Below are 18,164 nucleotides of genomic sequence, written 5' to 3' on the forward strand. Positions count from 1 at the left end.
CGCATACGGGGACGCCGCGCGTCCCGGCGGACCGGGCGCGCGGCGTCCGACGCGGCCGAAAGGTCAGCTGTTCTTCATGACGACGTTGTCGATGACGTCGGCGACCTTCTCGCAGGCGTCGGCGCATTCCTCCAGCTGCGTGTACACCTCGTGCCAGGCGAACACCGCCATCGGGTCCGAGCAGGTGGTGTGCAGGTCGCGCAGCGCGTTGACGAACAGCGAATCGGCCTCCTGCTCCACGTGGTTGATCGTGAACACCCGCTCGCGCAGCGTCTTCGAACGCTTGAACCGGCGCATCTCCGCCACCAGCCCGCGCATCTGCTCGACCTCGTCGACGACCTTGTCGAGCATGTCGAGCGCGTCCGGGCGGATCTCCTGCACGTTGTCGTAGTACAGGCGGTGCAGCACCCCTTCGATCTCGTCGACGACGCTGTCGAGGTAGTCGCTCAGCAGCGCCACGTCCTCGCGGTCGATGGGCGTGATGAACGCGGTGACCAGCTCGTCCACCAGCGCGTGCCGCACCTCGTCGGCGGCCTGCTCGATGGCGTGCATCTGCGCCATGCGCTCCTGCAGCCGGGACGGGTCGTAGTCGTGCATGACCTCCGACAGCAGCGCCACCGCCTGCCCCGCATACTCGGCGCTCCGGTCGAAGGAGTCGAAGTAGAATGCGTCGTTCTTTCTTGCCATCGATGCGGTTCCTTCCGTTAGAACACGAACATGAACAGTTTGGCCATGACGAAGCTGATGAGACCGCACCCCGGGAACGTGAACACCCAGGTGAGCATCATGTCCTTCACCACGCCGAAGTTGATGGCCGACAGCCGCTTGACCGCGCCGACGCCCATGATCGCGCTGGTCTTGGTGTGCGTCGTCGACACGGGGATGCCCAGCACGGTCATCAGCAGCAGGCACAGCGCGCTCGACAGGTCGGCGGAGAAGCCCTGGAACTTCTCGAGCCGGACCATGTCCTGGCCGACCGACTTGATGATGCGCTCGCCGCCGACCGAGGTGCCCAGGCCCATGATCGTGCTGCACAGCAGCATCAGCCACACCGGGATGATCACGCCGGCCACGCTGGACTGGCCGCTGCAGAACGCCATGCCGAGGAACAGCACGCCGATGAACTTCTGGCCGTCCTGCGCGCCGTGCATGAAGCTCATCGCCGCGGCGCCCACGATCTGCGCGTACTTGAAGAAGCCGTTGGTCCGGCGGCGGTCGAGCCCCGCGCACACGACGGTGACCAGCTTGCACACGACCCAGCCCATCGCGAAGCCGATGGCCAGGCTGGCCACCAGGCCGTAGAGCACCTTGACCCATTCGTCCATGTTGACGCCGCCGATGCCGTTCTGGATCGCGATCGCGGCGCCGGTCAGGCCGGCGATCAGGCTGTGGCTCTCCGAGGTGGGGATGCCGAACATCGAGGCGGCGACGCTGTAGACGACGATGGAGAACAGCGCCGCGCACAGCGCGATCAGCGCCTCGTGGGTGTTGCCGCCGAAGTCGACCATGTTGCTGATCGTGGAGGCGACCGAGGCGTTGAGCTGCGTCATGATGAACACGCCGAGGAAGTTGAATACGGCCGCCATGATGATCGCCGAGCGCACCCGCATGCAGCGCGTCGTCACGCAGGTGGCGATGGCGTTCGGCGCGTCGGTCCAGCCGTTGACGAAGATGACGCCCAGCGTCAGCAACGTAGTCACGAGCAATGCGGGGTTGGTGAGCATCTGTTGGATGAAGTACATGAATGAAACGTCCAACGTACTCGCCGCCTTTTTCTCAATCTTCAACAGTGAACACACTGAGTTTACCTGATGTTCACCCGGGAGTCATGCAGGGCTACGTAGTGTTTCGCGCCGCGGCGGCATGCCGGGCGGCGCCCGCCCCGGTTCGTCGGGACGGGCGCCGTCGTGCCGGCCCGTGTGTCGCCACGCCGTCACGGCCCGTTTCGGACGCGCCGCGACGCCGAATGCGCCGCCCGATGCGCGGTCATCGCCGCGTCCCGCGCATGGCGGCCGCCGCGACGCCGAGGGCGGCGGCGAGGACCGCGAGCGCCAGCGCCGAGGCCAGCACCGCGCCGGTCCGCGCCAGGCGCGTCGGGGTGGCCGCACCGGAGCCGTCCGCGGCCCCGAGCGGGAACCCGCCAGCGGGCGGCCGGCCGGTTCCGGCGCCGAGAGGTCCGCCGCCGTCCGCGCCGTCCGCGCCGTCGGCCGCGGAGCCGTCGGACGGCTCGCCCGACTCGTCGCCGGGCACGCCGCCGGGCGAATCGTCCGGCGCCGTACCGTCCTGGTCGCCGACCGCGCCGGCGCCCGCATCGCCGGACGCGCCGTCGGCGGGCGGGGCGGTCTCGCCGTCGCCCGGATCGGTGTCGTCGCCGTCCGCCTCGCCGGCGTGGCCGGGGTCGCCATCCTCCGTCCCGTCACCGGAACCGCCGTCATGGTCCGTTCCGGCGTTCCCGGCGTCGCCGTCGGCGTCCGTTCCACCGTCGACGTCGCCGCCAGCATCGCCGCCATCGCCGGCGACGTCACCGGCGTTCCCCGCTCCGCCTCCCTCGTCGGGATGGCCGTCGCCGGACCCGTCGCCGACGCCCGCATCGCCGGATCCGTCGTCATGCCCGCCGTCGCCGGGCTGCCCGTTCTCCGGACCGCCGTCGTCTCCGGCGTCGCCGTCGCCCGGGTCGCCGGCATCGCCGCCGCCATCCGGTTCGTTCGAGCCGGGGTCGCCCCCGGTCCCGGGCTCGGCGCCGTCCGAATCGCCGGCGCCGGCATCGCCGGGATCCTCATCCGCGGCGGCGACGTTCGGGTTGAGCCTCACGTCGTAGGCGACCACGCGGAATTCCTCGGGCTTCTCGTCGCCGGTCTTCGCATAGACGAATCGCGGCGTGCGGCTGAACCCGACCAGTTCGTCGTTGCGGTACAGCTCCCAGGCGGCCACGTAGGTCCCGGCGGCGTCGCCGGCCAGCGCGGCGTCGACCGTGATCGCGCCGTCGGCCTCGGACACCGTCGTCCCGACGTCCACCGGGCCGTCGAACGGTTTGGCGCCGTTGATCTCGGCGGCGTCCACGTCGACCGAATAGTACATGACCTTGCGCGGCATCTTCGGGTACCGGGCGCAATACTCGCGCACGGCCGGCGACAGGTCGTTCTGCCCCATCGCGGCGAGGTAGTCGGCGAAGTCGTATCCGATCGCCATCGTGGCGGCCACCGCGAGGCGGTTGTACTGCGCATGCGGCTGGCCGTCGTTCGAAATCCCCGCGGTCAGGCGGTCGATCTCGGCCACGGTCCCGGGCTCGCCGCGCAGCATGCGCGTCATCGCGCCGTATGCGCCCCAGGTGCGCACCTCGGCGGCGCGCTCGGCCGTGTACGGCCCGGACCCGTAGTCGTAGTCCGCGTAGTCCCAGCCGTCGAAGTAGTGCAGGCCGTTCCACCAGGCCACGAGATGGGCCCAGATGTACTCGCCCCACACGCCGTTCTCGTTCCAGTCGTACATGAACCCCGGGTCGGACGCGATGCGCGCGAGCCGCTCGTCCCACCGCCGCGTGGCCCGCAGCACGTTGCCGTGGTAGATGCCCGTGGAGAACGCGCCCTCGCCCATGGCCATGATGGCGCCGTGGCGCGCGCCAGCCAGCGAGAACAGGTTGTTGGTCTCCTCCGGGACCGAGAACACGGTGTTGTCGAGCATGTGCCCGTACTCGTGGGACATGCCCCACCCGTACATGCTGCTGCCGTTGAGGAAGCTGCGCATCACGCCCTCCGGCATGTGGAAGTAGCGATTGAACGCGTACATCGTCGACGGGCTGGACACGGTCGAGGTGAACGAGATGTGCACGCGCATCGGCGACGGAGCGTTCGGTCCGCCCGTCTCGGCCGGGTCGAACCCCTCGAACGACCAGTAGAAGTCCAGCCACTCCTGGACCGCCGCGTTCGCGCGTCCGACGTAGCCGGCTGCCGACTGCGACGAGGTCACCGACTCCTGGTCGAGCACGCCGGCGAGCAGCGAGGCCCGCATCGAGAACTGCGCGTTGCCGCCGTCGCCCAGCTGGATCATCGTCATGTCCTGCGCGGCGCCGTCCCGCACCTGCCGCACGTGGTCGCGCAGCTCCCGCACGTAGTCCCAGAACCGCTCGGGATGTTCGGCGTCATACACGTAGAACGGGTGGCGGCCCAGCTGCGTGCCGGTGACCGCCGGCGCGTCCGGCGCGTTGGCGTCCGCGCCCTCCAGGCGCGCCCGCACGGCGTTGTCGGCCGAGTCGTTGATCAGGAACAGCATGGAGCCGTACTTCCTGCCGCTCAGGTCGATGGAGATCCGGTTCTCGCCGTTGCGCAGGCCGCCCCGCTCCCCCATGTTCAGCGACTCGTACGAGTTGTTCTCGCTTCTGCCGACCTGCCGCCAGGCCAGGCGCACGGCCGACGGGTCGTCCGCGTCGAGGTAGAGGTTGAGCCGCCGCGCCCCGGGGCCGAGGTAGTACCCGGTGATGTCCAGGTTGTCGAAGCGGAACATGTGCTGGGTGCGCGTGCGGTCCGAGGCCGCGCTGCCGAGCTGCGACAGCGTCATCGTCGAGGCCTCGACGGCGTCGCGCTCCTGCTCGAGGTAGCGCTTCTGCCGTTCCAGGTACGCCAGCCGCTCGTACCGGTCCGCGGCGTCGGGCGCGGCGGCGCCGCCGTAGAACGCGTCCAGACGGGCGCGCAGGTCGTCGAACGCCCCGTCCACCAGCAGCTCGGGCCTGAGCGTGTAGCCGAGATTGTCGGCGTACGGCGAGTCGAGCAGGTCCATCAGTTCGGCGGCGTCGCCGGTGGGCAGCACCAGCCGGTTCGGCGCGGTCGGGTCCGCCATCAGCGGCAGCATGTCGGACGAGCCGTCGGCGCTCACGCGCAGCAGGGTGCGCAGCGTCGCCGCGTACCCGGCGTCCGGGGCGGTCGCCACGAGCCGGCCCGCGTCCGGGGCGCCCTGCAGCACCACCGGCACGGGCGAGTCGGCGTCATGGCCGGTCAGCGGCGAGTCGGCGACGAGCACGGTGCCCTGGTTCAGCCGGATGTGGTCGCGTTCGCCGACGATCCGCGCGCCGGAGCCCATGCGCAGCGTCGCGGCGCCCTCAAGGATGACGGCGCAGCGGTTGGACACGGTGCTCTCGCCGATCGTGCCGCCGGTGAAGACGAGGACGCCGTCGCCGAGCACCTGCACCATGCCGCCCGACGGGACGGTGTAGTTCGCGCCGTTCGCGGTGATCGACCCGCCGGACATCTCGAAGACGCCGCCGATCCAGACGGAGGCCTCGGAGTAGGTGGCGTGGTTGCCGGTGATCGCGCCGTCGGTCATGACCACCCGGCCGGAGCGCTCGACGGCGATGGCGGCGTTGCGTTGCGCGCGGCAGTTCCTGATGACGCCGCCGTCGAGCCGGAACTCGCCGTTGCGCACGTAGACGCCGGCCCACGGCTTGTACGAGGCACGGCCCTGCTGGACGGTCGCGCCGGTGCGCTGCGTGAACGCCGCGCCCGCGCCGTCGATGCGGACCAGCGCCTCGTTCGACTCGGCGTTCCCGCCGTCGAGGACCAGGGAGTCCGCCTCGCCGGAGGCGCTGTCCAGGGTGAGCGCGCCGCCGGCGCCCAGCCGCACCATCGCGTCGGGCAGGCCGCCGGACCGCGGGTATGCCGCGGCACGGGTGATGACGGTGGGCGCGACGGCGCGCAGGGTCACGGATTTGCCGGTCACGCCAAGCGGGCGGGTCAGCTCGATGGCGCCGGAGACCTCGATGACCGCGCCGTCGGCCGCCGCGTCCACGGCGTCCTCCAGCGGCGTCGCCGGCATGACGGCTTCGGCGGGTTCGATGGGTTCCGTCGTCTCGGCTGATTCCGCGGGCGCGGCGGCCGCGGAATCGGGGCCACCCGCCGCGGCCGGATCCCCGGCGGGGTCCGGCGCGATGTCGCCGGTCGCGTCGCCGGCGGCTTCCGCTCCGCCGTCGGGAGCGGTGTCGGACGGCGTCGTCGCCCCGGTGCCGGCGGACTCCCCCGTCAGCGGGGTCGTATCGGCGATCGCCGTGAACGCGGGGGCCGCGGCGGCGGACAGCCCCGCGGCGAGCAGCGCCGCGAGCGCCGCATGGACCAGTCTCTTGCTACTCGGCACGATGTTTCCTTTCGTCGTTCCCAAGTCGTGTCGGGTAGGTCGAGTGTAGCAAGGAGCAAAATGGCGGGCGGAGGAACGACCGTGCCCGGGCCGCGGAACGACGCGGCCCGGGCACGGGTGCGGGGGTGAGGGGGTCCGGCCTACTCGGCGGCGAACGGGCGCAGGTCGCGCACCGCGTCGGCCGCCTCGATCTCGGCGTCGTCGTGGTCGATGTCGACCAGCCGGTAGCGGTCGTTGCCCATGCCGAGCTCCTTCATGTAGGTCAGCTGGCGCAGGCCGTGGCGGCTTTCGATGCGCTCGACCAGGTCGTGGTGCTCGTCCTCGCGCATTGCGTACACCAGGTCGATGCACGCCTGGTCGACGGCCAGGATGTCCAGCGAGGCCAGGATGCCGACGTCCGGGGTGACGACCGGGCTGGCGGCCACGCCCTCGCAGTCGCAGGACACCGACATGTTGCGCATCACGTTGACGAAGCAGATGTGCTCGCCGAAATGGTCGACCGTCGCCTTGGTCGACTCGGTCATGCGCTCCATGAACTCCTCGGCCGAGATGCTCCACTGGTCCTTGCCGGGCACCGTGTGGATCATCGCCTTGCCGATGCGGCCGTCGGCGCAGCCGATGCCGATGTTCTTGTCGGAGCCGCCGAAGCCGCCCATCGCATGCCCCTTGAAGTGCGTGAGCACGAACAGCGAGTCGTAGTCGAGCAGGTCCTTGCCCACCGACATCTCGGTGAACCACTTGCCGCCCTTGACCGGCAGCATCGCGGTGCCCTCGGCGTCCATGATGTCGACCGGGCAGAACGTCCAGCCGTTGGTCTTCAGCGTCTCGCGGTGCTGTTCGGTGGTGTAGCGGTCGCCGGCGTAGTAAGCGTTCGTCTCCACGATCGTGGCGTCCGGGAGGTCGTGCTCGATCAGCGAGCGCACCCACGGGCGCGGCAGGATGTTCGGGCCGTGCGGCTCGCCGGTGTGCAGCTTGATCGCCACCTTGCCCTCCAGCACGCCGCTGACGCGCGCCGCGATCCGGCGCAGGCCCTCGGCGGACAGGTCGCGGGTGAAGAACACGGTCGATTCCCCGCCCGTGCGCTCCGCGTACGGAATGTAGTGGTCGCCGCCGGTGCCCGGCGTCGGCGTCGTTTCGCTCATATCGCGCTCCCTTCGTCTGACTCCCCGTACGACGCCCCTCTCCGGGGAGTCGCACGGCACGGTTGTCCGCGGGAAGGCGGCGTCCCGCCGCCCCCGTTCGTTGTCCATCCTATCGCCAGCCGCGCCGGCCGTCGCATGCCCGGCGGGCAGGGCCGCCATGCCCGCCGCGTGCGCCTCAGACCCGCGCGAGCGCCTCCCCGATCGGCTCGTCGCCGCCGCGCAGCCGAATCACCTTGCCGTAGGTGTTCCGCCGACCGATGACCTCCATCAGCACGCGGGCGACGTCCGGGATCGGGTTGGCGCCGTCGTGTTCGGGATCCAGCTCGATGCGCCCGATGCCCGGCTCCTCCTTGAGCACGCTGGGCTGCACGATGGTCAGGTCGAGCCCGGAGTGGTCGAGCAGCCACCGGTCGGCGAAGAACTTGGCGATGTTGTAGTCGGTGATCGACCTCAGCGACGGCTCCCCCGCCCAGCGTTCGGGCTCGAGCGCGTAGATGGAGCTCAGCTGCACGTAGCGGCGCACCCCGGCCTTCGCGGCGGCCGTGGCGAGCTTGACCGGGCCGAAGGCGTCGGTCTGCAGCAGGTCCCTGCTGCGCGAGCCGGCCGTGAACACGATGGCGTCGGCGCCATCCAGCTTGCCGGCGATCGTGTCGACGTCGTCATGGAAGTCGAACGGCATCGGCGTGACGTGCCCGGAGGCTTCCAGCGTCTCGGCGTGACGGCTCGCGGCCACCACGTCGTGCCCGGCCTCGACCAGCTGGCGGGTCAGCTCCCTGCCGACGCGCCCGGTGCCTCCCGCAACGAATACCTTCATGCTGGCCTCACTTCCTTGTGTGTGTCCGATTGCGTGACCGTTATCGTCGTATCCAGTGTACGGACCCCGCCTCCCACGATCTCGTTCGCCGTCAGCTGACGCCGCTGTCGACGGTGGCGGAGTCAGCGGTGCAGCTTAGGGCATTTGGCAGTCGACGTGGCGCGCATCGCCATCGTGCATGTCGGGAGGCTATCGGAACAACTCGTCATGGCTGCCAGTTCGTTCAAAGAAAGCGACCTTGTCATTCGATGACCAGATGACGAGCCGATCACCGGCGTTCGCCACATGGCATTCCTTGCGTCCCGACCAATTTCCGGTCAGCGTGTGCATATTGTGCCGTTGTCTCAAAATCGCGAGTGATTCCGGCGTGTTCTCGATAACAAGGTCGATGACCCGTTCCAGCTCCGCGAGGTCCCACCCTCGCCGCTTGGCCTTCTTCTTAAGATCGCACCTGAATGCGGACGCGAAGTCGGCGGTGAGGCGCGCCATCAGGACACGGCCGCCCGGATGAGCGAGCGGGCGTCGGTGAACCGCCCGGCCTTGCCCGAGGCAAGGAACTTGTCTCCTTCGGCGATTGCGGCGCGACTGTCGTCGTTGGGATCCTCGGGGGCGAACGTCAATGGGATGCGGTGTGTGTTGACCATCTGCTTGTAAAACGCGCGCGTGACCGATGAAAGGTCCAGACCATAGTAATCGGCGACTTCAGCCGCCTCGCGCTTGAGCTGCTCGTCTACCCGTATCGTCAACGTCGACATCGTCATCGCTGCTTCTCCATCAATCAATATTGTATGTACGTATTTATTGTATCGTACATACAATCCATTACATCACTGGGGCTACCTTCGACGGACGGCACCACCAACGGCGATTACTCCGCCAGCGGCGCCGATGCCGACGGATGGGCCTCGGAACGGCTTTCACATCGATGACAGGACGGCGAAAATCCACACAAGACGGGTGTCGGGTTGCGCGACATGTCAGAATTGAGGAAACCCGGTCCGCCGGCGCGGGATGCGGGACCCCGCCCGGCGACGCCGCCGGCGGCTCACCCGCCTGTTATGCGGGATGACGGACGGTCTGCGCACGGCGAAACGGCAGACGGTCTACGGCGATTGTGCGGGCTTTGGATAGGCACGGACCCGGAAACCCGGATAAGAAGGAGGGGAATGATGAACTTCCCGACGATAGACGAGCATCTGCGTTCGCTCCCCCATGTCTCCAAGGCGTTCCATGAACAATGGGGATGGATGGTCTACTGGGTGGACGGCAAGCAATTCGCCTGCGAGTTCACGGCGAAGCCCACCGCCAAGGCCCCGTATGCCGGACGGCACCTGCTGTCGCTCAAGTGCGACCCGGAACGGATCCGCCGGCTGCGGACGACGTATCCGGACGTGATTCTGCCGGGATACTATTCCGACGGCCGCACCTGGATATCGATCGACCTCGACGCGGATCTGCCACAGGACCTCGTGCTCGATCTGTGCGACAACAGCCACGAACTCGTGTCCGCCAAGCGCTGAACGCAGAGCATGGCACGACGGATTCGGCACGAAGCGCAGCCACGCGTCCGCCCCCCACAATGGCGGCCGGCCATCCGGCAGAGATCGACGCTGCGACGCCGACGCACGGACATGGGTCCAATCACAACACCCGCCGTGGGTCATCGACCGCACAATGCCGGCGTATGGGCGTAGATTCCATGGGAGTCGTCCCGCGAAACGCATCGTGCCACTACCTTCCGCACGCTGAAGACCACGCGGCCGGAGCCGATCGTATCAACGAATCCCGCCGTCCCGCCCAAAACGCCGATCGGATGCGAACGTCCGCAACAATCCGTTGCGTCCGCAGCGTCGCGCCGCACCCGGCCTGCACAATGTGTATGTAGGGGCACCGACCCGACGGACGATAGGAAAGGGGACAACGATGGCCATCAAGGACAAGCTGGCGAGCCTGCGCCGCGAACGCGGTCTGACGCAGGAGGACCTCGCGCGGAAGGTCTACGTCACCCGGCAGGCGGTGAGCCGCTGGGAGCACGGCGAGACGACGCCCGGCATCGACATGACCAAGCTGCTCGCGAACGCGCTCGGCGTACCCATCACCGAACTGCTGGAGATGCCCGACCACTACTGCGAAAGCTGCGGCATGATGTTCACCGGTCCCGACCAGCGCGGCCACGAGGCCGACGGCTCCGAAACCGCGGAGTACTGCCGCTGGTGCTACGAGGACGGCAGGTACACGTACGAGACGACGATGGACGACATGATCGAGGACTGCGCGCCGCGCATGGCGCACTACATGGGCTGGAGCGTGGACGAATGCGCCTCCCTGCTCGGCGCGGTGCTGCCCACGCTCAAACGCTGGCGGTGAGTGGTCCGCCGGGAGTCTCCGCACGCCCTGCCGCTCCGGCGCCCCGCCGTTCGCCTGCCATGCCGATACCGCATATCCCGCCATATCGCCGAGGAATTGGCCGCCGCGACCGCCGGGCGGCTAGGATGGCGGCGAGCGCCCGCACGGCGCAACGAATCGAGGGAATCATGGCGGAACGCAACGACACGCAGCGGATGGACAACTGGGATGGGCAAGGCATGCGGAAAGCCCGGGATGCATCGCCGGCCGAGGCAACGAAGCAGGCCGATACGGCCATTGCGGCCGAACCGTCCGGCGCGGCGGCGAGCGTCGCCCTGAACAACGGCGTCGCCATGCCGCAGACCGGTCTGGGCGTCTTCCAGGTGACCGACGAAGCGCAGTGCCGCGACAGCGTGCTGGCGGCGCTGCGCATCGGATACCGGCTCATCGACACGGCCGCCTGCTACGGCAACGAGCGCGCGGTGGGTGCCGCCCTGCGCGACGGCGGCGTGCCCCGCGGCGAGGTGTTCCTCACGTCGAAGGTCTGGATCCAGGACGCAGGCCACGACAGGACGCTGCGTTCGTTCGAGCGGACGCTGGAGAACCTCGGCACCGATTATCTGGACCTGTATCTGATCCACATGCCGTACGGCGACTACCACGGCAGCTGGGAGGCGATGCAGGAACTGCTCGCCGCCGGCCGGGTGCGCGCCATCGGCGTGTGCAACTTCCTGCCCGACCGGCTGGCCGACCTGATCCTGTCCCACGACGTGACGCCCGCGGTCAACCAGATCGAGCTGCATCCCTTCTGCCAGCAGCGCCGGCTGCGCGCGCTGATGGAGCGCTACGGCATCGCGCCGATGGCCTGGGCGCCGTTCTGCGAGGGGCGGCGCGGCCTGTTCGCCGACGAGACGCTCGCCGCCATCGGCGCGCAATACGGCAAAACGCCCGCGCAGGTGGTGCTGCGCTGGCTGCGGCAGGAGGGCGTCGTGGCGATACCGAAATCCGTGCACGAGGACCGCATCGCGCAGAACTTCGACATCGACGACTTCACGCTGTCGCCGGCCGACCTGGCGCGCATCGACGCGATGGACGAGGGGCATCCGGTCATCCTCGACGTGCCCGACGTGCTCGAGGTCTACCGACTGCACGGCATCACCTTCGAACAGTGACGGGGACGCGGCGCGCGGCTGGCATACATCCGCATCGGCATGGCCGGCGTACCGTTCGAGGGATACGACTTCTACCGGGACAGCGGCGGCGTGGCGGGCGTGCTCGGCAAACCGGTCAAGCTGTTTCGACCAGCACGGCGACGGCACCGGCATCCGCCATCCGACGAGGTTCCGCGCGGTGTGGCATCTGTCGGACGGCGATTTCACCTATTTCGATGGGGAGATTTCGGAGATCGCCTATCAGTGACTTTGGGTTGTGTTTGCAGATTGAACACCCGGGCACTTCGGCTGGTGCGCGAAGGACTCCACGATACGGGCGGCGCGGCGCATTAACTTCCGGGATATTGCGACGTGCCGGACGGCTTGGGAAACCATCACACTTCGCAGGAGAGCTTCCGGGGGCTTTTCCATCAATCATGTGACATATTCCGACCGGATGAAGGCGCGGACGCCTGCGCGGACCGCTTGCGTACGGGGGTTTCTTGTCTACGTGTAGCGGATTCGGGTCCTTGCGGACATCGATATGCCTTACGTGAGGCTTCTTTTCCGGAAGACCCGGGGTATGATCGGCGGTATTCCGCCATCGATACTCGGAATGCTCCGCCACGGATGCCTCACCTAGCGCATATAGGTGTCCGCAGACCTCCAAAATGACTACAGCTAAGCCATATACGCCCATACGTACACGGCAATCGGACGGTCACACGACGAATATAAGCAGCTTCACCCATATGTTGCCTTACATCCGAAGGCCTCAGTGCAACCGGCCCGGTTCCGGCTTCGTTACTTCCGTCGATGCGCCGTGATGATCGTATAACTGCTCGCATTCACCGTGATCACGCAGTCGTCCACGCTGAGATACCAGTTCTTCCCGATGCGTTCCCCATGCGCCCGCGGAGATGTGATCGCGCTCCTGCACCATCCGACGACATCGTCGACATCCAACGCCAGATTCCTGCGGATACGCCCCTCACCCAGTTCGGTCGTGTGGATATCGTCACGGTGCCGCATCAGCTCATCGATAGTTCGCGCCATCACTCGCATCATACGGCATCAGCAGGGCGGCGTACATACGTTCACAATGCATCCCGACCATGGCGCGCAACGATGATGCGGTCGGCAATGCGACGGTCCCGTGCATGCACGGGTCGGCAACCGCATCATCGCCCTGCGACCCGAATGAGATACGCGCATCTCCCCGGTTTCAGGCGTCAGCTCGCATGCGCGACGATGGCGTCGCGCAGCCACGTCGCACAGCCCGGAACATCGCGGTCGTAGTACGCCGTAAACCGCTCGTCCGACACATACATCCGCGCAAGGCCGCGATGCGCCTCGGCTGAGTAGCTCGGCCAGGTGCGGCCAAGCCATTGCCGGTGCAGATCGCATACGCGGGCGCCCTCCGGCCCCGCCGGATCGGCGCCGGCGCGGACGGAGGACTCCAGCAGGGAGCGGATCCGCGCGTCGCATGCACGCCACGTCTCATGGTCATGTTCGCTCATGTCCAGCACCTTCCGGTTGATTCCGTCGATCGCCGCATCGCCGTAGCGCTCCCGCAGCTCGGCGCCGTAGCGGCGCTCGTTGTCCTCGATCAGTCCGCGTCTGAGTTCGCGGAACTTGTCGCGGTCGGTCATGGTGGTCGCTCCTTTCATATTGGTCAGGGTGCGTTCGGCGACCGCGATCAGGTCGTCGAGCCGGCGCCGTTGCTCCCTGAGTGCGTCGAGGTGACGGTCGAGCGCGGCCTGCCGTTCCATCGCCGACATGCCCAGCAGCGGTCCGATGTCACGCACCGCGAAGCCGAGGCCGCGCAGCAGCAGGATCTCCTGCAGGCGGTCGACGTCGCCGGCGTCGTAGAGCCGGTAGCCGTTCACCGGATCGCGCCGCGGATCGAGCAGTCCCGCCTCCTCGTAGAACCTGAGCGTGCGCACCGACGCCCCGGACAGTTCCGCAAGCTCGCCGATGGTGTAGATCCGTTCCATGGCCGTCACCTCCTTTGCATCACAGGCTAGGCCCTTCCGTAACGGACGGGTCAAGCGGCACGACACGCCGATGCGCTCGAGGGCGTGGCGGTACAACGGACCGGCGCGCTCCAGGGCGGCATGTTCCAAGCCATCGGTCATCCCGTTCACCGTCCGCAAGTCGGCGCCGGCACAGCGGAAGCCTCACTCCAGCGTCGGTTTCGGGTGATAAACAAGGTCAGGTATGCGTTTTACCCGATGCTGAGCCGTCCCTAGCGTCGGTTTCGAAGCACAGCTGCCGCCGCTCCTGCTACGGAACCGACGCCAACGGGCCCGACCACACGGAATTCCCCGCGCTCGTCACGACACCACGGTCTTCATAGCGCCACGCGATCCCGCCACAACCCGAACGAGCATACAAAAAGGGAGGCCAAGCGGCCTCCCTCTCACGCCGACATCACAGGAAACGCACCATGCACGTCTCTTTGCGACGACTCACTCCCACTCGATGATGGAATCCGTGTCATCAGTGCTGCACGACATAGCAAGATGGTATGTCGTCTCCGTCGTGCGTTCTCGTCAGCGTTGCGGTGGTACCCATCCGATACCCATGCGATCCAACACCCGTCTCCGCTACGCATCAGTTTCCCGAAATGAACGGTTCCGTGACAGCAGTGACGGCAGTGACGGCAATTCCGACACCGGTGCATGCTGTCATATCAAACTTCAAATCGTCACCTATGTTGCTCTGCCTGTTCTTGTCGTATACGACTGATTGCACTTAACCAGCGACCATCCAGTCCCGAGTGCTGCGATCATGCCAGTCTTGACGTGTTTCGTCACGTAGGAAAGACAGGGCTGCGGGTTCAACGCTGCCATTCGTCCGGTTTGCAGAAGGACAGGATCCCGTGTTCGCCCAACGCCCAGGCCGTGGATACGGCCAGTCCCACCGCGCACAGGTACAGGGCGATATCCTCTCCGATCATGTCCGCGAACAGTCCGCCCGCCAGCGCGCCGATGGGCTCGGCCGCCAGGGCGATGACGCGCTCCACCGAACTGACCTGCCCGAGCAGCCGTTCCGGGGTGGTGACCTGTTTGATGGATTCGCTCAGGACGAGGTTCACCGTCACGGTGAAGCTCCACACGAACTGGGAGACGCATACCAATGCGATCACCACAGCGTTGCCGTACCCGATCGTGAGGGCCGACAGCGGCACGAGCAGCGCCGCCAAAGCGGGCGCAAGCAGCGTGGCGATGAACAGGGGGCCGGACGCCATGCGCCGGATGAGGGCGCCCGCCGCAACGGAGCTCACAATACCGCCGATGCCGCTGCACGTGGCGGCCAGTCCCACCGCCACGGGATCCATATGCAGCACGCGGACCACGAACACGTAGTAGATCGTGAAGAACGCGGCGGTGAAGAAATTGAACTGGCCCGCGGAGAACGCGATGGAACGGATGATCCCGTTGCCCCAGACGAAACGCAGGCCGCTCAGCACATCACCGTCGCCGTCCCCGTCGGTCTCGGCAGGCGCCGATCCGTCCCGCCGGGACGTATGCTCCGACGCCACTGTCTTCCGCTTCCTGCGTTCGAGCACGTTGAGCAGCACCAGCAGCGAGCTGCACACGTACGTCACGAAATCGAACAGCAGGGACAGGGCGGCCCCGACCGCGTCGAACAGCCACCCGCCGACGCTCGGCCCGATGCCTTCGCCGATCGCGTTGGCGCCCTCGATCAGCGCGTTGGCGTGCGGCAGACGTTCCCTGGGCACGAGTGACACCGTGTAGCCGGTGCGGGAGATGTCGAACCCCAGTTCGGCGAGGCCGACGACCAGCAGCAGCGCCAGGAGCAGCGGGAACGAGAGCACGCCGGCGTGCAGGACGGCGAACAAACCGATCGTGGCGACGGCACCAGTCAGATTGGACACGAGCATGGTCCTGTCGGGGCCGATGCGGTCGCACCAACGCCCGATATGGATGCCCAGAACAGCTGCGGCAAGGGACTCGGCCGCGTTCAGCACACCCACCTCGAACGACGAGGCGTTCAACGTGATGACCGCGATAAGGGGAACCACCACGGCGGTCGCGTTGCTGCCCGTCACCGAGACGACCTGCCCGGCCAGAACCCGCGAGAAAGGCCTCGAAATGAACACCCGGGCAAGCCAGGCCCGCGACCTGCCCACAACATCACTGAATCCGTTCACAATATCTCGAATCCATGTAAGCCGGATATATGGTCATCGATCATTGCAACGGGCGTATCCGTGTTCCCTGTTGTATCGCGCCGCATCGCGGTCAGCCACGATCCCGACGGGAATCACCGTCGCCAACAGCGCCATGCAGCCGACCAGTAGCATAATCCACCATAGATTGCCGTGTCTGCCACTGATGTCACCGGTCACCACTACATATGCCACAAGTGCCATGCACATGATGACGAGGATAATGCCGGCTGCGCAGAAAACCGCACGGTACTTACGATGAATGTAGAGCCACGTCTCCTCGGAAGCCATCGTTGACGAGGTTTTGATACCGGCAATCGCATTCAATGCCAAGCCGTCTTCACGACAGACCCGCCAGAGGTAGAACATCAGCGCCGAGCAGACAGCAAGAACAACGACTATGACAATCAACATTTAGCATCCCCTATCCTGAACTTATATCGTTTGGAAGCGGCAGGATGTTCAATCGAAGCACCCACGATGTCGTATTATTACAATCCTCTCTCAACTATGGACAGGAAATACAGATTCCACCGACTCACCATCATCGACACGGACCGCCGCACCATCCATCGAAAACGGCATCGTCAATCCGCCGTTGCCGCATCCCACGGAGCGATAATCAGAATCGTGTCGAACAGGCACAGCAAGTCGAGCGAAGGCACAGCGGAAATGAGAAGAATCGGCAATGGCATCCGCGCAAGATTGGACATGATGCCCGACGACACACGTATATGCCACGCGCCGGACTGTGCAAATGGCACGATCGGAATACTCGAACTGATGCAATCCGAACGAACCCACCCGGGACGATACGGCGCCGCCTTCCACTGGCCCATTGCCACCGATACAGAAGAAACCGCCAACACCAGGCGATATTTCTGTACTTCGCCGTCCTACCACCTGCACATCAACGGCTCTTCCATCACGCTCGAACGCAACGAGTCCGACGGCGCGACACGACGATACGAGTTCACAATCCTCGACCGTGACATCGCATACCTGTCACATGACAGCGTTCAGCCGATGGAGCAGACCACGTAGCCTTCGTCGCGGTCGTATTCCCAGTCACCGGGCAGTTCGCGGCCGTCCACGTCGATCTCCACCCACCAGTCCTCGATCGGATCGCCCTTGACGATCCATCGGCGATCGCCGTCCACCTCACGCAGCTTGGTTGCCATCCCGGCGGGGCCGTCCACCGGCTCCACCGGAACCTCCTCATTGAGCATCGCCTTAAGTCTCGTCATTGCTCCATCCCTTTCACTCGTCACAGACAAGATGCGGAGAGACCTCGCGCAGCACTTGCAGATAGTCATGTCCTTCCGGCTCGTCGTCCTCGTAGGCTGTCCAGCTCTTCACGTTCTCCATCACCCACTTCGTTCGCGCGAGTCGGGAGAGCGCGGCGCATTGCGCCATCACCTCATCGCCATCTGGCTGCGCCTTCCATGTATCGTGTGCGATGCGTATGTTGCCGAATCGTTCCGCGATTCTGCCGACGCAATCGTAGAGATCGTCCACGCTGTACCAGTGACGCGCGGCCTTGGCTTCGTCGAACTCGATGGTGAAGCACCATGAGCGTTTTGTCGTCGGATCCATGCCCATCATCCGTTTTTCTTCCGCTGCCTTTCGTGTTTTCAGAGGTCGTCATCGTCATATCGCGGATGCGTGACATAGATGTGTTCGGTCTCCAGTTCCTTTTCGATCGCGATCATCGCGTCGCCAATCCGCAAATATAGCTCGCCGCACTCATTAAGAAGGCGATTCACCTCTTCGCGATTGTAAGCGTCCGCGCCATAGGTGTTCATCATCCGCGCGAGCTGGTTGAGGTTCGTGCCCTGCTTGGTTAGCTCATAACATAGTTCACGCAGCGGGGCGACATCGATCGATATGACCGTCAGCAGGTCGCTGTGGATGAGCGCCAGTCGCACGAGTTCTGACATTGGCATGCGGAATTTCCGCGCCTTGCGCTTCAGCGTCGCGCGTTCCTTCTCGGTGACGCGTATCAGGATCGCCTTGTCCTTGCTCTCCAGCATGAGCCGTTTCCTGTTTCCTTTCATGATCGTTTTGGACGGTGCCGCCATCGTCAATCGTCGGGAAGCGCCGCCGCTTCCTTCGGCCATCGTGTTCCGTAATCCTCCGATTGCGGACCGGGGCTGTTGAAAAAACAAGATTGAAGCGTGTGCAAACCGGCATCCCCTGATGTCGGTTTGTATATACGCTTCATACATCTTGCAAGTGAGCGGAATCCTCGATTCCGCGAGAGCGCCGGAGGCGTGGATTCGGGGGTGCCGCCACCCACGAAGACACGCCACCGGCGCGGAGACACTTACGGGGGTTTGAATCATACGATGCCTTGACAACGTGGATCGATCGTCAAAACCGTCACGGTGTCAGCA

19 protein-coding genes are annotated in these 18,164 nt (G+C 66.0%); 5 read left to right on the plus strand and 14 right to left on the minus strand.

All coding sequences use genetic code 11. From position 1 onward, the window contains the following. Positions 1 to 63 precede the first annotated feature (63 nt). The 7 genes from KIH73_RS00200 to KIH73_RS00230 form a co-directional block, all read right to left on the minus strand. Positions 64 to 687, minus strand: a complete 624-nt coding sequence (locus KIH73_RS00200) for a DUF47 domain-containing protein (RefSeq protein WP_219079507.1) — start codon at positions 685 to 687, stop codon at positions 64 to 66. Between the two features lie 17 nt (positions 688 to 704). Further along, positions 705 to 1,757 carry an inorganic phosphate transporter gene (locus tag KIH73_RS00205; protein ID WP_219079508.1) on the minus strand — a complete coding sequence of 351 codons (1,053 nt, stop codon included), beginning with the start codon at positions 1,755 to 1,757 and terminating at the stop codon, positions 705 to 707. A 229-nt stretch (positions 1,758 to 1,986) separates the two neighbouring features. After that, positions 1,987 to 6,117, minus strand: a complete 4,131-nt coding sequence (locus KIH73_RS11065; RefSeq protein ID WP_219079509.1) for a M60 family metallopeptidase — start codon at positions 6,115 to 6,117, stop codon at positions 1,987 to 1,989. Positions 6,118 to 6,257: 140 nt separating this feature from the next. Further along, on the minus strand, positions 6,258 to 7,259 hold the full coding sequence (locus KIH73_RS00215) for a DUF362 domain-containing protein (protein WP_219079510.1): 1,002 nt from the start codon (positions 7,257 to 7,259) through the stop codon (positions 6,258 to 6,260). Between the two features lie 175 nt (positions 7,260 to 7,434). Continuing rightward, a complete protein-coding gene (locus tag KIH73_RS00220) occupies positions 7,435 to 8,073 on the minus strand; it encodes an NAD(P)H-binding protein (protein ID WP_219079511.1) in 639 nt (212 codons plus the stop codon). A gap of 189 nt (positions 8,074 to 8,262) precedes the next feature. Next, entirely contained in the window at positions 8,263 to 8,562 is a 300-nt protein-coding gene (locus KIH73_RS00225; protein WP_219079512.1) for a type II toxin-antitoxin system YafQ family toxin, read from the minus strand. Continuing rightward, positions 8,562 to 8,834 carry a type II toxin-antitoxin system RelB/DinJ family antitoxin gene (locus KIH73_RS00230; protein WP_219079513.1) on the minus strand — a complete coding sequence of 91 codons (273 nt, stop codon included), beginning with the start codon at positions 8,832 to 8,834 and terminating at the stop codon, positions 8,562 to 8,564. Before KIH73_RS00230 ends, KIH73_RS00225 begins: the two co-directional genes overlap by 1 nt. A gap of 405 nt (positions 8,835 to 9,239) precedes the next feature. Between KIH73_RS00230 and KIH73_RS00235 the strand changes: the two genes are divergently transcribed. The 4 genes from KIH73_RS00235 (at position 9,240) to KIH73_RS11150 (ending at position 11,838) form a co-directional block, all read left to right on the plus strand. Continuing rightward, positions 9,240 to 9,593 carry an MmcQ/YjbR family DNA-binding protein gene (locus KIH73_RS00235; protein ID WP_219079514.1) on the plus strand — a complete coding sequence of 118 codons (354 nt, stop codon included), beginning with the start codon at positions 9,240 to 9,242 and terminating at the stop codon, positions 9,591 to 9,593. A 403-nt stretch (positions 9,594 to 9,996) separates the two neighbouring features. Beyond that, positions 9,997 to 10,440 (plus strand): zinc ribbon domain-containing protein, encoded by a 444-nt coding sequence (locus KIH73_RS00240; RefSeq protein ID WP_219079515.1) that lies wholly within the window; start codon positions 9,997 to 9,999, stop codon positions 10,438 to 10,440. A gap of 167 nt (positions 10,441 to 10,607) precedes the next feature. Further along, positions 10,608 to 11,591: an aldo/keto reductase gene (locus KIH73_RS00245; protein ID WP_236022471.1), complete on the plus strand. Its 984-nt coding sequence runs from the start codon at positions 10,608 to 10,610 to the stop codon at positions 11,589 to 11,591. Further along, entirely contained in the window at positions 11,521 to 11,838 is a 318-nt protein-coding gene (locus KIH73_RS11150; RefSeq protein ID WP_420830203.1) for a DUF6920 family protein, read from the plus strand. Before KIH73_RS00245 ends, KIH73_RS11150 begins: the two co-directional genes overlap by 71 nt. A 536-nt stretch (positions 11,839 to 12,374) precedes the next feature. Here KIH73_RS11150 and KIH73_RS00250 read toward each other — a convergent pair. The 4 genes from KIH73_RS00250 to KIH73_RS00265 all read right to left on the minus strand — a co-directional run bounded on the left by KIH73_RS00250 (position 12,375) and on the right by KIH73_RS00265 (position 16,182). Beyond that, positions 12,375 to 12,626, minus strand: coding sequence for a DUF3781 domain-containing protein (locus tag KIH73_RS00250; protein ID WP_219079516.1), 252 nt, complete (start codon positions 12,624 to 12,626; stop codon positions 12,375 to 12,377). 176 nt (positions 12,627 to 12,802) lie between these two features. Next, the gene (locus KIH73_RS00255) at positions 12,803 to 13,708 is read right to left on the minus strand and encodes a MerR family transcriptional regulator (RefSeq protein ID WP_219079517.1); all 906 of its coding nucleotides are present in this window, start codon (positions 13,706 to 13,708) and stop codon (positions 12,803 to 12,805) included. 704 nt (positions 13,709 to 14,412) lie between these two features. After that, positions 14,413 to 15,729: an MFS transporter gene (locus tag KIH73_RS00260; RefSeq protein WP_219079518.1), complete on the minus strand. Its 1,317-nt coding sequence runs from the start codon at positions 15,727 to 15,729 to the stop codon at positions 14,413 to 14,415. Between the two features lie 54 nt (positions 15,730 to 15,783). Beyond that, a complete protein-coding gene (locus KIH73_RS00265; RefSeq protein WP_219079519.1) occupies positions 15,784 to 16,182 on the minus strand; it encodes an SdpI family protein in 399 nt (132 codons plus the stop codon). A gap of 96 nt (positions 16,183 to 16,278) precedes the next feature. On the opposite strand from KIH73_RS00265, the gene KIH73_RS00270 reads away from it, so the two are divergent. Further along, positions 16,279 to 16,812, plus strand: coding sequence for a hypothetical protein (locus KIH73_RS00270; protein WP_219079520.1), 534 nt, complete (start codon positions 16,279 to 16,281; stop codon positions 16,810 to 16,812). Here the strand turns inward: KIH73_RS00270 and KIH73_RS00275 are convergent. From KIH73_RS00275 to KIH73_RS00285, 3 genes are read right to left on the minus strand one after another with little or no spacing between them, the layout of a single operon-like run. Continuing rightward, a complete protein-coding gene (locus KIH73_RS00275; protein ID WP_219079521.1) occupies positions 16,788 to 17,015 on the minus strand; it encodes a hypothetical protein in 228 nt (75 codons plus the stop codon). The genes KIH73_RS00270 and KIH73_RS00275 overlap by 25 nt on opposite strands. 13 nt (positions 17,016 to 17,028) lie before the next feature. After that, on the minus strand, positions 17,029 to 17,373 hold the full coding sequence (locus KIH73_RS00280) for a hypothetical protein (protein WP_219079522.1): 345 nt from the start codon (positions 17,371 to 17,373) through the stop codon (positions 17,029 to 17,031). A gap of 29 nt (positions 17,374 to 17,402) precedes the next feature. Beyond that, positions 17,403 to 17,888 carry a plasmid mobilization protein gene (locus KIH73_RS00285; protein WP_219079523.1) on the minus strand — a complete coding sequence of 162 codons (486 nt, stop codon included), beginning with the start codon at positions 17,886 to 17,888 and terminating at the stop codon, positions 17,403 to 17,405. Positions 17,889 to 18,164: the final 276 nt, after the last annotated feature.

This window comes from Bifidobacterium phasiani (assembly GCF_019331775.1).
GTDB lineage: Bacteria > Actinomycetota > Actinomycetes > Actinomycetales > Bifidobacteriaceae > Bifidobacterium > Bifidobacterium phasiani.

Coding starts and splice junctions, on each gene's coding strand:
- KIH73_RS00235 (WP_219079514.1), top strand. CDS start 9,240: ATGATGAACTTCCCGACGATAGACGAGCATCTGCGTTCGCTCCCCCAT.
- KIH73_RS00215 (WP_219079510.1), bottom strand. CDS start 7,259: ATGAGCGAAACGACGCCGACGCCGGGCACCGGCGGCGACCACTACATT.
- KIH73_RS00285 (WP_219079523.1), bottom strand. CDS start 17,888: ATGGCCGAAGGAAGCGGCGGCGCTTCCCGACGATTGACGATGGCGGCA.
- KIH73_RS00225 (WP_219079512.1), bottom strand. CDS start 8,562: ATGGCGCGCCTCACCGCCGACTTCGCGTCCGCATTCAGGTGCGATCTT.
- KIH73_RS00255 (WP_219079517.1), bottom strand. CDS start 13,708: ATGACCGATGGCTTGGAACATGCCGCCCTGGAGCGCGCCGGTCCGTTG.
- KIH73_RS00280 (WP_219079522.1), bottom strand. CDS start 17,373: ATGATGGGCATGGATCCGACGACAAAACGCTCATGGTGCTTCACCATC.
- KIH73_RS00230 (WP_219079513.1), bottom strand. CDS start 8,834: ATGACGATGTCGACGTTGACGATACGGGTAGACGAGCAGCTCAAGCGC.
- KIH73_RS00200 (WP_219079507.1), bottom strand. CDS start 687: ATGGCAAGAAAGAACGACGCATTCTACTTCGACTCCTTCGACCGGAGC.
- KIH73_RS00240 (WP_219079515.1), top strand. CDS start 9,997: ATGGCCATCAAGGACAAGCTGGCGAGCCTGCGCCGCGAACGCGGTCTG.
- KIH73_RS00270 (WP_219079520.1), top strand. CDS start 16,279: ATGGACAGGAAATACAGATTCCACCGACTCACCATCATCGACACGGAC.
- KIH73_RS00220 (WP_219079511.1), bottom strand. CDS start 8,073: ATGAAGGTATTCGTTGCGGGAGGCACCGGGCGCGTCGGCAGGGAGCTG.
- KIH73_RS00275 (WP_219079521.1), bottom strand. CDS start 17,015: ATGACGAGACTTAAGGCGATGCTCAATGAGGAGGTTCCGGTGGAGCCG.
- KIH73_RS00250 (WP_219079516.1), bottom strand. CDS start 12,626: ATGGCGCGAACTATCGATGAGCTGATGCGGCACCGTGACGATATCCAC.
- KIH73_RS00245 (WP_236022471.1), top strand. CDS start 10,608: ATGGCGGAACGCAACGACACGCAGCGGATGGACAACTGGGATGGGCAA.
- KIH73_RS00265 (WP_219079519.1), bottom strand. CDS start 16,182: ATGTTGATTGTCATAGTCGTTGTTCTTGCTGTCTGCTCGGCGCTGATG.